The 13790-nt window shown below is 70.9% G+C and carries 14 protein-coding genes; 5 read left to right on the forward strand and 9 right to left on the reverse strand.

Going from position 1 to position 13790, the window contains the following annotated elements; translation table 11 throughout:
* Positions 1-25: 25 nt before the first annotated feature.
* The 3 genes from ABIC70_RS19835 to ABIC70_RS19845 all read right to left on the reverse strand — a co-directional run bounded on the left by ABIC70_RS19835 (position 26) and on the right by ABIC70_RS19845 (position 2414).
* Positions 26-823: a transporter substrate-binding domain-containing protein gene (locus ABIC70_RS19835; protein WP_053610066.1), complete on the reverse strand. Its 798-nt coding sequence runs from the start codon at positions 821-823 to the stop codon at positions 26-28.
* Positions 824-889: 66 nt separating this feature from the next.
* On the reverse strand, positions 890-1573 hold the full coding sequence (locus ABIC70_RS19840) for an amino acid ABC transporter permease (RefSeq protein WP_354440758.1): 684 nt from the start codon (positions 1571-1573) through the stop codon (positions 890-892).
* 34 nt (positions 1574-1607) lie between these two features.
* Positions 1608-2414, reverse strand: a complete 807-nt coding sequence (locus ABIC70_RS19845; protein ID WP_043357597.1) for an amino acid ABC transporter ATP-binding protein — start codon at positions 2412-2414, stop codon at positions 1608-1610.
* Between the two features lie 428 nt (positions 2415-2842).
* On the opposite strand from ABIC70_RS19845, the gene ABIC70_RS19850 reads away from it, so the two are divergent.
* The 5 genes from ABIC70_RS19850 to ABIC70_RS19870 are packed head-to-tail and all read left to right on the forward strand — an operon-like array spanning position 2843 to position 7106.
* Positions 2843-4099, forward strand: a complete 1257-nt coding sequence (locus tag ABIC70_RS19850; protein WP_287089132.1) for a Zn-dependent hydrolase — start codon at positions 2843-2845, stop codon at positions 4097-4099.
* A gap of 27 nt (positions 4100-4126) precedes the next feature.
* Complete coding sequence (locus ABIC70_RS19855) at positions 4127-4900, forward strand: LamB/YcsF family protein (protein WP_354440760.1); 774 nt, start codon at positions 4127-4129, stop codon at positions 4898-4900.
* Positions 4893-5627: a 5-oxoprolinase subunit PxpB gene (pxpB, locus tag ABIC70_RS19860; protein ID WP_043357609.1), complete on the forward strand. Its 735-nt coding sequence runs from the start codon at positions 4893-4895 to the stop codon at positions 5625-5627. The genes ABIC70_RS19855 and pxpB overlap by 8 nt, the downstream gene beginning before the upstream one ends.
* On the forward strand, positions 5620-6654 hold the full coding sequence (locus ABIC70_RS19865) for a 5-oxoprolinase subunit C family protein (RefSeq protein WP_354440762.1): 1035 nt from the start codon (positions 5620-5622) through the stop codon (positions 6652-6654). The genes pxpB and ABIC70_RS19865 overlap by 8 nt, the downstream gene beginning before the upstream one ends.
* Before the next feature lie 38 nt (positions 6655-6692).
* Positions 6693-7106, forward strand: coding sequence for a VOC family protein (locus tag ABIC70_RS19870; protein WP_043357614.1), 414 nt, complete (start codon positions 6693-6695; stop codon positions 7104-7106).
* A 71-nt stretch (positions 7107-7177) separates the two neighbouring features.
* Here the strand turns inward: ABIC70_RS19870 and ABIC70_RS19875 are convergent, their stop codons facing one another.
* The 6 genes from ABIC70_RS19875 to ABIC70_RS19900 form a co-directional block, all read right to left on the reverse strand.
* Complete coding sequence (locus ABIC70_RS19875) at positions 7178-8773, reverse strand: ABC transporter substrate-binding protein (protein ID WP_354440765.1); 1596 nt, start codon at positions 8771-8773, stop codon at positions 7178-7180.
* Between the two features lie 131 nt (positions 8774-8904).
* A complete protein-coding gene (locus ABIC70_RS19880) occupies positions 8905-10428 on the reverse strand; it encodes a class I adenylate-forming enzyme family protein (protein WP_354440767.1) in 1524 nt (507 codons plus the stop codon).
* Complete coding sequence (locus ABIC70_RS19885) at positions 10425-11237, reverse strand: VOC family protein (RefSeq protein WP_179696956.1); 813 nt, start codon at positions 11235-11237, stop codon at positions 10425-10427. Before ABIC70_RS19885 ends, ABIC70_RS19880 begins: the two co-directional genes overlap by 4 nt.
* The gene (locus tag ABIC70_RS19890; RefSeq protein ID WP_043354697.1) at positions 11234-11653 is read right to left on the reverse strand and encodes a PaaI family thioesterase; all 420 of its coding nucleotides are present in this window, start codon (positions 11651-11653) and stop codon (positions 11234-11236) included. Before ABIC70_RS19890 ends, ABIC70_RS19885 begins: the two co-directional genes overlap by 4 nt.
* 65 nt (positions 11654-11718) lie before the next feature.
* Complete coding sequence (locus tag ABIC70_RS19895; RefSeq protein WP_502916029.1) at positions 11719-12723, reverse strand: quinone oxidoreductase family protein; 1005 nt, start codon at positions 12721-12723, stop codon at positions 11719-11721.
* A gap of 43 nt (positions 12724-12766) precedes the next feature.
* Entirely contained in the window at positions 12767-13747 is a 981-nt protein-coding gene (locus ABIC70_RS19900) for an ABC transporter substrate-binding protein (RefSeq protein WP_043354698.1), read from the reverse strand.
* Positions 13748-13790 lie beyond the last annotated feature (43 nt).

The raw sequence follows: 13790 nt of genomic DNA on the forward strand, positions 1-13790 counted from the left end.
TCTCCGGCGCCGGCCTCGCGCCCGCCTACATGGCGGGCGTGCGGATCGGCGCCTTCGGGGCCGGGTCATAGCCGATCAACGGCGTGATGAGTTTGGCGTAGGTACCGTCGGCGACCATCTCGGCCAGGGCCTTGTTGACCGCGGCGTGCAGGTTCGGCTTGCCCTTCTTGATGGCGAAGCCCTTCTGGACCGTGCTGAGCGGGGTCTCAATCATCACCAGGGGGAGCTTGCGCGCCTTGATGGCGTAGTTGCCGGCCACCGCATCGTTGATCACCGCGTCGATGTTGCCGCCGACGAGGTCCTGCATGGCGTCCGCGGCAGTCTTGTAGCTCTTCAGGGTGGCGCCGTGCTCCTCGGCGAGCTTGCCGAAGGTCGAGGCCGAGAGCGCGCCGACATTGCGGCCCTTGAGATCCTCCGGCCCCTTGATGCCGGTATCCTTGCGGGTGACGATCCGCGCGCCGGATTCGAGCCAGCCGTCCGCGAAGGCGACCTGCTTCTGCCGGGTGGGAGTGATGTCCATCGATTCGCTGGTGATGTCGTACTGATCGGCCATCAGGCCCACCAGCAGGGCATCGAACTTGATGTTGACCGGACTGTACGCGAGCCCGAGCCGGCGGCAGACCTCGCGCATCACCCGGACTTCCAGCCCGTCGAGCTCGCCGCTCGGCGTGCGCATGCTGAACGGCGCGAAGGTGCTGTCCGTCGCCACGATCAGCTTGCCGGGCTCGATCAGCTCCAGCTTGCCTTCGGCCGCGCAGGTCACGGGGGCGGCGAGAAGTCCCGCGCAGAGGGCGGCGAGGGCGAGAACGTGGCGACGGTTCATGGTGATCTCCGGTCTCGAGACGGGGCGGGAAGTGTCGGCCGCGGCCCGTCCCGCGGCGGGGGAGGCTCAGGAGAGGCGGGCGTAGCGCCGCTCGAAATAGGCCGAGAGCTGCGACAGGATCGACGTGAGGCCGAGGTAGATCAGCGCCGCCGCGATGTAGAAGTCGAACGGCCGGAAGGTCGTGGCAATCATGAGCTGCGCGTAGAGCGTGAGCTCCACGACCGTGATCGTCGACAGGAGCGAGGTGTTCTTGACCGCCGAGATCGCCTCGTTGGTCAGCGACGGCAGGATCATGCGGAACACCTGCGGCAGGACGATCCGCACCATCATGATCCGCGGGTTCATGCCCAGGGCGAGCGCCGACTCGACCTGACCCCGGGGAATCGCCGCGAGCCCGGCCCGGATCGTCTCGGCCACGTAGGCGCCGCTGCTGACCCCCAGCGCGATGATGCCGGCCGTGATCGGCGAGAGCTTCACCCCTATCTGCGGCATGCCGAAATAGACGATGAAGATCTGGATCAGGGTCGGCGTGCCGCGAATGAACCAGACGTAGAAGCTCGCGAGCGCTCGGAAGGGCGCGAAGGACGAGCGCTTGCCCAGCGCACCGAGCAGGCCGCAGACCCAGCTCACCAGGATGCTCGCCACCGTGACGCCGAGCACCACCAGGGTCGCCGAGAGGAAGCCGGGGCCGTAGGTGACGACCTCGTCCGAGAGGGTGAGCCACCATTCCTGCAACGTCGCGACGCTCATCGCTGTCCGATCTCCCCGGTGATGGGCCGGCGGCTCACGCTGTCTGTCCGAGCGCGGCGGGCTGGTGCAGCACGCGCCGGAGGAACTGGCGCAGCCGCTCGCTCCGGGGCGCGCCGATGATGTCGTCGGGCGGCCCGTCCTCGGCGATCACGCCGCCGTCGAAGAACAGGGTGCGGGTGCCGACATCCCGGGCGAAGGCCATCTCGTGGGTGACGAGCAGCATCGTCATTCCGTCCGCCGCGAGGGAGCTGATCAGCGCCAGCACCTCGCCCACCAGCTCCGGATCGAGGGCCGAGGTGACCTCGTCGAACAGCATCACCTTGGGCGCCATCGCCAGGGCGCGCACGATCGCCACGCGCTGCTGCTGCCCGCCGGAGAGCTTCGACGGGTAGGCGTGCCGCTTCTCGTAGAGGCCGATGCGCTGGAGCAGCGCCTCCGCCTCCGCGACGGCCTGACGGCGCGGCATCCGCCGCACCCGGATCGGCGCCTCGATGACGTTCTCCAGCACGGTCATGTGCGGCCAGAGATTGTAGCTCTGAAAGACCATGCCGATCCGAGTGCGCAATTCGCAGAGCTGCTGCGGCGTCGGCTGGCGGCGGGCGCCCTGCTCGTAGTCGAAGGCGAAGCGCTCGAAATCCATGAAGCCGGATGTCGGCGTCTCCATGAGGTTCAGGCAGCGCAGGAACGTGCTCTTGCCCGAGCCGCTCGCGCCGATGATCGACACGACCTCACCCTCGTGGATGTCGAGGGAGATGCCCTTTAGGACCTCGTTGGCGCCGTAACTCTTGTGCAGCTTCCTGATCTTCAGGAGCGGGGGCGCGGTCGTCTCGATCTGAGCCATCGTCAAACCTGATGTTATGCGATCATGCGCCGAATGATTGATTATACCTGCGCGTTATTCGCGCTATGATACTACATGTTTGCTCATCAAATCTCTTAATGTGGGGATTTTATTTCGATTTTGGCGCGGTTTTACGTTGCCAAATCCCATACCATGCCTTAGCAGAGCCGGTATACCGCCGGCATTCAAGCGGTATTTTTGAGCATGGCTGCCTCCAACATGGTCATTGAGCCCATGGATCCCGGTATTCCCTGCGCGAGCGCGCCTGGCGCGTGCCTCATTGTTCAGCCGATCGACCGGGTCGGTCCGGCGCCGCGGCGGGCTCCGGCCGCGGAATCCCGGGGCGGCAACGGCCGCGCTCCCGCGATCCGCGCCGAACCCGACGTCGGGGAACGGCGGCAGGACGACGCGCGCACCGGGCAGCCGGCATGACCGGCCTCGCGATCGACCCGGATTTCTGCGCGGCGCTCTTCGCCGAGCTCCTCGGCTTCAGCCAGCACGCACCCGGCGTGACGCGGGCAGCCTACGGCGCTGGCGAGGAGCGCGCACACGCCCTGATGCGGGCCACCGGGCTGGCGCTGGGGCTCACCGCCAAGACCGACGCGGCCGGCAACCTGTTCCTGACGATGGCGGGACGCGACCCGACCCTGGCGCCCTGGATGGTCGGCTCGCACGTCGACACGGTGCCCCACGGGGGCAATTTCGACGGGGCGGCGGGCGTGATCGGCGGCCTCGCGGCCGTGGAAGCCCTGCGCCGGGCGGGCCTCGTGCCGGCGCGTCCGGTGACGGTGGCGGTGTTCAGGGCCGAGGAGAGCGTCTGGTTCCCGGCCTCCTATGTCGGCAGCCGGGCTGCCTTCGGCCTGCTGCCGCCGGAGGTTCTCGACCTGCCCCGCGCCGATACCGGCCGGAGCCTGCGGGACCACATGGCCGACCTCGGCCTGCGTCCGGAGGCGGTGGCGCGGGGCGAGCGGCTCCTCGATCCGGCGCGGATCCACGGCTTCGTGGAGATGCATATCGAGCAGGGACCGGCGCTGGAGGCGGCCGGGAACCCGGTGGGGTTCGTCACGGCGATCAGCGGCAGCTTCCGCTATCGCAAGGCCGCCTGTTTCGGCCGCTACGGCCATTCCGGCGCCGTGGCGCGGAGCGAGCGCAGCGACGCCGTCTTCGCCCTCGCCGATTTGATCACCGGCCTGGATGCCCTCTGGGGAACACTGGAGGCGGAGGGCTGCCCGGTCACGATCACGCTGGGCGAGGTCGCCACCGACCCGGTCCAGCACGCCTTCGCCAAGATCCCCGGCGAGGTCCGCTTCTGCCTCGACGTGCGCAGCACCGAGCCCGTCGTGCTGGACCGGGTCGAGGCGGCGCTCGCCGAGCGCGTCGCCGCCATCGAGGCCGCCCGCGGCGTGCGCTTCGTCCTCGGCGAGCGCACCGGCAGCACCCCGGCGCGGATGAGCGCGGCACTCGTCGAGGCCCTGTCGGGCCACGCGCGCCGGCTCGGGATGCCCTTCCGCACGATGGCCAGCGGGGCCGGGCACGACACCGCGACGCTGGCCGGCCAGGGCGTGCCGAGCACGATGATCTTCATCCGCAACCAGAACGGCAGCCACAACCCCGACGAGGCGATGCGGATCGAGGATCTCTGCGCGGCCGCGACCCTGGTGGCCCACCTCGTCGCGGAAGCCTGAACCCCGCGCGCAAGAAAGGATGCACCGATGATCGTCGATCTGAACTGCGACGTGGGCGAGGGCTTCGGCGTCTACCGCTTGGGCGACGACGCCGAGATGCTGACCGTGGCGACCTCGGCCAACATCGCCTGCGGCTTCCACGCCGGCGACCCTCTGGTGATGCACGAGACCCTGAGCCGCGCGGCCGCGAACGGCGTGCAGGCCGGCGCCCATCCGAGCTTCCTCGACCTCTGGGGCTTCGGCCGGCGGCCGATTCAGGGCGAGCGCCCGGCCGACATCGAGAAGGCGGTCCTTTACCAGGTCGGCGCCCTCCTGGCCCTGGCGCAGGATGCCGGCTGCCCGGTGCGCCACGTGAAGACCCACGGGGCGATGGGCAACATGGCCAACGAGGATGCCGACCTCGCCCTGGCGGTGGCCCGGGCGATCCGCACCCTCGACCGCGACCTGATCTTCGTGGTCATGCCCGGCCTGGAGACCGAGAAAGCCGGCGAGAAGCTCGGGCTGCCGATCGCGCGGGAGATCTACGCCGACCGGGCATACGCGGATGACGGCACCCTGGTGTCGCGCAAGCTCCCGGGCGCGGTGCTGCACGATCCCGATTCCGTGTCGGAGCGCGTGGCGCGGATGCTAGAGGACGGGGCGATCATCTGCCTGTCCGGGCGGCGCATCCCGACGCGGATCGACACGGTCTGCGTCCACGGCGACACGCCCGGCGCCGTCGCCATGGCGCACCGCCTGCGCGACGACTGCGCCGCCAAGGGGATCGCCCTGCGGCCGATGGCCGAGGTGCTCGGTGTCTGAGCCCGGCTACCGCCTCCTCGATAGCGGCGACCGGGCGCTCACGGTGGAGCTCGGCCGCGCGGTCGACCCCGCGATCAACGCGCAGGTCATCGCCCTCGACGCGGCGCTCCGCGGTGCCGGGCGCCCGGGGCTCCTGGAGACCGTGCCGACCTACCGCTCGCTCCTCGTCCTCTACGATCCGGACCTGCTACCCCGGGCCGATCTCGCGGCGCTGATCGCCGCGCACTGGCCGCCCCCGGACGGGGCGACGGGATCGCTGCGCCGCTGGCGGGTGCCGGTCCATTACGGCGGCGCGCACGGCGCCGACCTCGCCGACCTCGCCGCCGGGGCCGGGCTCACCCCGGAGGCGGTGATCGCCCTCCATGCCGGCCGCGACTACCGCGTCTACATGATCGGGTTCGCCCCCGGCTTCGCCTATCTGGGCGGCCTCGATCCCCGGCTCCACGCGAGCCGGCGCACCGATCCGCGGCCCAGGACCCCGGCGGGCAGCGTCTCGATCGGCGGCAACCAGACCGGCGTCTCGCCGCCCCTGGAGCTGCCGAGCGGCTGGCAGCTCATCGGCCGCACGCCCGCGCGCTCCTACGATCCGGCCCGGGCCGAACCGTTCCTGTTCGCGGCCGGCGACCTGATCCGGTTCGAGCCGATCGACCGCGCCGCGTTCGACGCCCTCAGCGAGGCCGCCCGCGCCGGCGAGACCGTCGCGACCCTGGAGCGGATCGATGCCTGAGGGACTGCACGTCATCGCCCCCGGTGTTTCCGCGACCCTGCAGGATGACGGGCGGCCGGACTACCTGCGCTATGGCATCTCGGGGTCCGGGGCGATGGATCCAGACCTTCTGGCGCTCGCCAACGGCCTCGTCGGCAACCCGCTCGACGCCGCGGTAATAGAAATGGCGATGGTCGGTCCGACCCTCGTCTGCGAGACGGAGGTCTGCCGCGTCGCCCTCGCCGGGGCACCCTTCGCGATGAGCCTGAACGGCCGCGCCCTCGATCCGTTCACCGCTCACGACCTGCGGCGGGGGGATCGACTCAGCCTCGGCGCCCCGCGGGAGGGCCTGCGCGCCTGCCTGGCGGTTGCCGGGGGCTTCGCCGTCGCGCCGATGCTCGGCAGCGTCGCGACGCACACCCGCACCCGTCTCGGCGGCCTCGACGGCAACCCCCTAGCCGCAGGCGACCTGCTGCCCCTCGCGGCGCCCGCGCCCCGCGACCGCCCGCTGACCCTGCCGCCGGCTCACCGGCCGACCTTCGGCGGCCCGATCCGTGTGGTGCTCGGGCCGCAGGCCGACGGCTTCACCGATGAGGGCCTGCGGACCTTCCTGTCCGAACCCTACACCCTCACGGCGCGGGCGGACCGGATGGGCTGCCACCTCGACGGGCCGCCGATCGCCCACGCGGACGGCTTCAACATCGTCTCGGACGGGATCGTGAACGGCTCCATCCAGGTACCCGGCCACGGGCGGCCGCTGATCCTGCTCGCCGACCGGCACACCACCGGCGGCTACCCGAAGATCGCCACGGTGATCTCGGCGGATCTCGGTCGCCTCGCGCAGGTGCGGCCGGGCGAGACGATCCGGTTCGCGGCCGTCGCCGTCGCGGAGGCCCAGGCCATCGCCCGCGCGGCGCGGCGCAGCCTGGACGCGCGGCTGGCGGCGCTGGTGCCGGCCGGCGGCGGCGCTCTCGACAGCGCGTTCCTGCTGTCCTGCAACCTCGTCGGCGGCGTCGTCTCGGCGCGCGCCCCGGATCCGGCGCCCTGACAGCGCCACCCCCTCCCCTGCGAAGCAAGAGACCGTCGATGCTCACGCCGTTCCATCTCGCCTACCACGTCACCGATCTCGACGCGGCCCGCCGCTTCTACGGCGGCGTCCTCGGCTGCCAGGAGGGCCGCAGCACCGAGACCTGGGTCGATTTCGACTTCTTCGGCCATCAGCTCTCGCTGCATCTGGGCGAGCCCTTCACCACCACCCGGAGCGGTAAGGTCGGCAATCACACCGTGATGATGCCGCATCTGGGCGTCGTGCTGCCGCTCGAGGCCTGGGAGGCACTCGCCGGCCGCATCGAGGCGGCCGGCATCGCCTTCGACATCCCGCCGGTCGTCCGCTTCGCCGGGGAGCCCGGCGAGCAGCGCACGATGTTCTTCTTCGACCCGAGCGGCAATCCCATCGAGATCAAGGGCTTTCGGGATCTGGCCGCCGTCTTCGCGCACTGAGGCTCAAGCGCCCTCCCCGTGGCAACGGCCCGTCGCCGGAGCGGCGACGGGCGGCCGGGGCGCGCCGCCCGTCAGACGCGGCGGGCGTTCCAGAAGACGAACTGGCCGTCGACCACATCCCGGAGATCGCGCCGGAAGGCCGTCCGGTAGAAATACTGGCCGGTCGGCAGGTACGGCACGTCGCGCATCGCCAGCGTCTGCATCCGGGCCGCGATCGTCTTCCGCGCCGCCTGATCCGGCGCCTCGATCCAGGCCTCGCGCAGGCTCTCCAGCTCGGTCAGGTCCGGCCAGCCGAAGAAGCCCTTGGGGCCTCCGCAGCGCAGGACCTGCTCCACGACCGGGTTGGCCATGTCGAGGCCGGTCCAGGTCGTGTTGAAGATGTTCCAGCCGCCCTGGTCCGGGGGCGCCTTGCTGGCGCGGCGCGTGACCAGCGTGCCCCAGTCGGACACGACGTATTGCACGTTCATCCCGAGCCGCTGGAGCAGGTCGTGCATGATCTCGCCGAGGGCGCTGAGCACGGGATTCTCGCTCGTCGACATGAGCACGACGCGCTCGCCCGTGTAGCCGGCGGCCACGAGGTCGCGCTTGGCCTTGGCGAGATCGCGCGGCCGGGTGAGCACGTCGAGCCCGGCATCGGTGGCCATGGCGGTCCCCGGCGTGAACAGGCCGACATCCTTGCGCCACAACTTGGGATCGTCACCGGCCGCCGCCGCCATGAAGTCCGCCTGCGACAGGGCCTCGAGGACCACGCGACGGACCGCGGGCTTGTCGAAGGGCGGATAGAGGTGGTTCATGACGCCGGTGCCGAGATTTCCGAGCGGCGAGGCGAGCTGCGTGGCGATCTGCGGGCTGGCCTGGAGCGTCGGCACGAGATCGCTGATCGGGTTCTCCCACCAGTCGACCTCGCCGTTCTGGAGGGCGGCGGCCGCGGTTCCGGGATCCGGCATGACCTGCCACTCGACCCGCTCGAAATGGACCCGCTTCGGCCCCGCCACCCAGGACACCGGACCGTCGTCGCGGGGCCGGTAATCCGGGTTGCGGTCGTAGACCACGCGGGCGCCGACCAGCCGCTCCTTGGTGTTGAACCGGAACGGCCCGGAGCCGATCAGCTCGGGGATCTGCTGGGCCGGGTCGGTGGCAGCGAGACGCTCGGGCATGATGACGAGGACCGGTGGACCGAGCTTCGCCAGGGTCTCGAGCATCAGCCCATAGGGGCGCTTCAGGCGAATGACGAAGGTCCGGTCGTCCGGGGCCTCCAGGGCGTCGGTGCGGGCCATCAGGGCCTGCCCGAGGCTGTCGCGCTGCGCCCAGCGCCGGATCGACGCGATGCAGTCACGGCCCCGCACCGGCTCGCCGTCGTGGAACTTCAGTCCTTCGCGCAGCCGGAAAATCCAGCGCCGCCCGTCATCCTCGACCGTGTGCCCCTCCACCATCTGCGGCTGCGGCGTGAACTGCGCGTCGAGGCCGTAGAGCTGGTCGAACACCATGAGCGCGTGGTTGCGGGTGACGTAGGCGGTGGTCGTCACCGGATCGACGATGGTCAGGTCGGATTGTGGCACGAAGCGCAGGACGCTCGCCCGGCCGCCCTGGGCCAGGGCCGGGCGTGCCGGCAGGAAGGGGGCGGCGGCCGCGGCGGCGGCACCGCCGAGGAAGGTTCGTCGCAGCATGGAGGTCACTTCTGGCTTTCCGGGTCAGGCGGGCGGGGACGGTTGCGCCGGGCGGCGCTTCGCGAGGCAGCCTTCTGCGGGCGCGCATGCCGCGGGAACACAACCTGCAAGCGCCGTTCCGCCGGGGCCGGTCACGGGGCGCGGACGGCCTCTTCGGCGCGCCGGCGCAGGGCCGCGCGATCGATCTTATTGGTCGAGGCGAGGGGAAGCGCTTCGACGAACCAGACCCGGCGCGGGTGCTGGTAGGCCGGCGCGTGGGCGAGCGCGTGCGCCTTGAGGGCGGCCTCGTCGACGGTGGCGCCGGGCCGGCGGACCACGAAGGCGACGGGCTTGGTACCCTTGATGGAATCCTCCACAGGCACCACGCAGGCCTGAAGCACGTCGGGGTGGCGCTCCAGCACCAGCTCGACCTCGCCGGGGAAGATGTTCTCGCCGCCCGAGACGAACATGTCGTCGGTGCGTCCGAGGAAATAAAAGAAACCGTCGGCGTCGCGGCGGAACACGTCGCCGGTGTCGTAGAATCCGTCCGCGGTGATCGGAACGGGCACGTCCGGCCGGTTGTGGTAGCCGAGCATGATCGCGGGGCTGCGCATCTGCAGAACGCCGGTCGCCGGCCCGTCTGGCCCGACGAGGCGCACCGAGACCTGGGGATGCGCCGCGCCGACCGACGCGACCGGCGTCGGCAGGCCGTCCGGATGGTCGCCGAACACGACCGGGCCGCCCTCGGTGGTCCCGTAGGCGTTGAGGATGCGGGCGTTCGGCAGGAGTGCGCGGATCTGCCGGGCCAGGGCGTCGTTGACGGGCGCCGAGCCCATCCGCACCGTCCGCACGCCGGTGAGGTCAGCCTCCGCCAGGAGATCCGGCTCCCGCAGCATCATGGCGATCATCGGCGGCACGGCGGTGAGCCACGTGCAGCGATGGCGATCGATCGCCGCAATGTAGGCCCGCGCCTCGAATTGCGGCAGCAGCACCATCGTGGCGCCAGCCGCGCAGACGAGGAGCGCCAGGGCCAGCGCGTTCATGTGGTAGAGCGGGGCCGCGACGAGCAGCCGGTCGTCGCGCAGGTTCGTCTCCGCGGCGCGGGTCCGCGCCACCCAGAGGTGGCTCGCATGGCTCAGCCGCACGCCCTTCGGCCGGCCCGTGGAGCCGGACGTGTAGAGGAACAGGGCCGCCTCGCCGGGCTCCGGCACGATCGGCACGAAGGGTCCGGGATCGAGCCAGGCCGCAAAACCCTCCGGCCCGTCATCGTCGAAACCGGCGATCCGGATATCGGGGTCGAGCCCCGCCAGCATCGCCCGGCGCGGGCGGTCGCAGAGCACGAGCCGCGCCCCGCAATCGGCGAGCACGGCCGCGATCGTGGCCGGCGGGAACTTGTGATTGACCGGGACCGGGACCACGCCGGCCCGCATCGCGCCGAGCAGCGCCGCGACGGTGTCGGGCCGGTTGGCCGAGAGGATCGCGACCCGCGCGCCGCGGGAGATCCCGCCGCGTACGAGGCCGCGGGCGAAGGCGTCGGCCCTGGCATCGAGGCCGGCGCGGGTCATCACCTCGGGCCCGCCCTCGGGGGCGACGCCGATGATGAGTGGCCGGTCCGGCGGCCCGGACCGGTCGACGAGGTCGCCGAGATTGGTCGCACCCGTGGTCGCGCACGTCATAGGGCCGCCCGGCACGCGAGATGGAGGTCGAAGGCCGGCAGCGTCAGATCGGCCGCGTCCGGCCCGTGCCGGACCCAAGTCGCCTCCGGGAGGACGGCCGAGCGGGCTTCGAGGGCGTCGAGGCCGCGAAAGTGCAGGCCGAGGGCGGCGAAACGGGCGGCCGGCCCCGGCACGATTACGATCCGCGTCTCCCCGACCCGGATGGTGAAGCCGGCGCCCGCGGCCTCGGCCGGAGCGCCGATCGCGGCCGCGTAGAGGGAAGCGTCGGCCTCCGGCGCCGGGCTCTCGATCGTCAGCGCGTCGATCCCCGAAAAGCCGTTCGGATGGTCGAGCCATTCGGGGCGCCAGACGAGATCCGGGGTCAGGTGCTCGCAATGGTAGAGGCGACCCGCCGGAAACAGGTGTGCCGGCACCCGCACCGTGCGGAACTGGGCCTGTTCCGTGCGGCCGTCGACGGTCACCGGGCGCGAGAAGGCGACGGGCGGACTGGCCGCGAGCCCCGCTGCCGCCAGCCGCGCATGGGTCGCGTCGGCGTCCCGGCTCGCCACCACGAGCCCGTTCAGGCCGAACGGGCTGTCCAGAACGTCCTGCCGCTGCGGCCCCATTTCGGGCACGCCGACAAGCTCCAGGTAGGGGCCTGCCGTCATCATCAGGTGGTTGATCGAGCCCAGCGAGTGGTGGCCGCGGGGTGTCAGCGAGAAGCCGAGGGCGGCGAACAGGTCCGCCGCCTCGTCCATCCGCCGCAGCACGTTGATCACGACGTGGTCGAGGGCCCCGTCCGCCGGGGCGCCGGGGGGCGGCCCCGTCATTTCGCCGGCGCCGTCATGTAGACGCCGCGGCCGCTCGCGAGCAGGCGTCCCGCATCGTCGAGGATCTGCGCCTCGGCGACCGAGAGCTGGTTGCCGAACTTCACCACCGTGCCGCGGCAGGTGAGATCGCCCTGCATCGCGGCGCGGTGATAATCGACCCGCAGGTCCACCGTGGGGACGCCCCGGCCGGTCTTGGAGACCAGCGCCCAGTCGGCAGTGAGGTCGACGAGCGTCGCCAGGATGCCGCCGTGGACGTAGCCGCGCTCGGCGTTGACGACCCATTCGGGCCGCCACGTCGCCTTCAGCTCGATCGTGCCCTCGCCGACGGCGACGACGGAGAGGCCGAGCCACTGGTGGAACGGGCCGCGCAGCAGCAGCGCCTCGACCTGCTCCTTGCTGAGGGGGGTGTCGGACATGGCTTCGGGATCTCCTCGGGCGGGGCTGGGGGCGACGACGCGCGGCGGACCGGCCTCAGACGGTGTCAGGGGGTGACGACGATCTTGCCCATGACCTCGCGGTCGCGGATCATCCGCAGGCCCTCGGCGGCCTCTTCGAGGGGCAGGAGCTTGTCGATGGTCGGCTTCAGCGTGCCGGCCTGGATCATGTCCATCAGCGCCGACAGGTCGTCATCGTAGAAGCTGTTCGAGCCGATCACCTTGAGCTCGAAGCTCCAGATGTAGCGGAGATCCTCCTTGGGATCGTGTCCCGCGGTCGCCCCGCAGACGAGCAGCGTGCCGCCGCGCTTCAGGCACTTGAGCGAGGGCACCCAGGTGTCACCGCCGGTGAAGTTGATCACCACGTCGACCCCGCCCTCGTAGGTCCGGCGCTGCGGCTTGCCGTACTGCTGGATCGCCCATTTGGAGAAGTCGGTCTCGCGGTAGTTGACGACGTGGTCGGCGCCGAGCGCCGTCAGCGCCGCCATCTTCTCCGCGCTGCCCGCGCAGGCGATCACCTCGGCGCCGAGCTGCTTGGCCAGCATCACGCAGCCGGTGCCGACGCCGCCGCTGGCGCCCAGGATCAGGACCTTGTCGCCGGCCTTCACGGTGTTGTGGGTGATCAGCATGCGGTGGGCCGTTCCGTAGGCCACCGGCAGGGAGGCGGCGTCCGCGTAGCTCACGTCCGGCGGCATCGCGATCAGCTGGCCCGTCGAGACCCGGCAATACTCGGCCATGCCGCCGTCGAGCATCTCGCCCATCAGGCCCTTGGCCTTGTTGAGCGGGTTGACCAGCACCCGGTCGCCGACGCGCCACTCCGCGACGCCCTCGCCGAGCTCGACGATCTGTCCGGCCATGTCGAGGCCGATCACCACCGGCATCGGCACCTTGATGCCGGGCATGCCCTTCACGGTGAATACGTCGTGGTAGTTGAATGAGGACGCGCCGACGCGGATCAGAACCTCGCCCGGGCCGGGGGACGGCTTCGGATAGTCGTTCACCACCTTCAGCGTGTCGATGTCGCCGTGCGCCTCCAGCACGAGCGCCTTCATCATCTCAGCCATCGGGAAAACCCTCTTCTGCAGGTCGGAAAGGCTACGGGATCGTCTTCGACCGCTCGTAGGGGCCGGGAACCAGGGCGGTGTCGGGCAGGCTGCCCTGGACGGCGCCGACCGCCTTGAACACGTCGAATTCGCGCTTCAGCGAGGCGATGTCGGCAGGCTCCAGGCTGACCGTGTAGATGCCGTCCCAGAGACCCGCGTAGGCCGCGGCGTCGGCATCGCTCAGGTTCGCGGCGGCCTTCAGGATCTTGGCCACCCCGGGCTTGTCGGCTTGGCCGAACGCATAGGCCTTGCGCATCGCGGCCACGACCTTGGCGGGCGCGTCCGGATTCTGGGTCATCCAGGCGTTGCGCATCAGGCCGACGCCGAGGACCGGCGGCGCGTCCTGCTGGGTGAGGCGCTTCCACTCCTCCCGGAAGGTGCCCAGACGGCGCAGCTTGACGTCCGGCAGGAGCGCGAGGGTCACGGTGCGCAGGGCCGCCGCGTCGATGTCCTTCTGGACGAGGAATTGCGCCAGCCGAGAATCGTTGCCGGGCACGGCCTGGTAATCGGCGGGCTTTAGGCCGTGATTGGTCTCCAGGATCGCCGCCGCGATGGCGGCGGTGCCGCTGCCCGCGGGCGAGGTGCCGATCTTCTTGGCCCTAAGGTCGGCCATCGTCTTGATCGGCGAGTCCTCAAGGACGACGAAGTCGAGGTCGGCCACCTGCGTCGCCAGGACGATGCTCATCGGCAGGCCGTCGGCGGTCACGCTCAGCGCCGTTCCCGCGCTCGCCGCGATCGCGAAATCGATCGCCCCGGCGGCCATGGCCTTGGTGGGCGCGTTCACGTCCGGAAACTTGACGTATTCGGCCGTCAGCCCCTCCTTCTCCATGAACTTGCCGGCCTCCAGCACGGCGCCGAAGCCGAGGCTGATGCCGGAGCTCCAGTAGCCGATGCGCACCGTCTCGGCGCGCGCGAGGGCGGGCAGGCCGACCGCGCAGAGCGCGGCGACGGCGAGGACGCGGATCCGTTTCAAGGCGTTCTCCAGGGGGTGCAAAGAGAGGACGTGCGACGGGCGT

Source organism: Methylobacterium sp. 1973 (assembly GCF_040545035.1).
Classification (GTDB): domain Bacteria; phylum Pseudomonadota; class Alphaproteobacteria; order Rhizobiales; family Beijerinckiaceae; genus Methylobacterium; species Methylobacterium fujisawaense.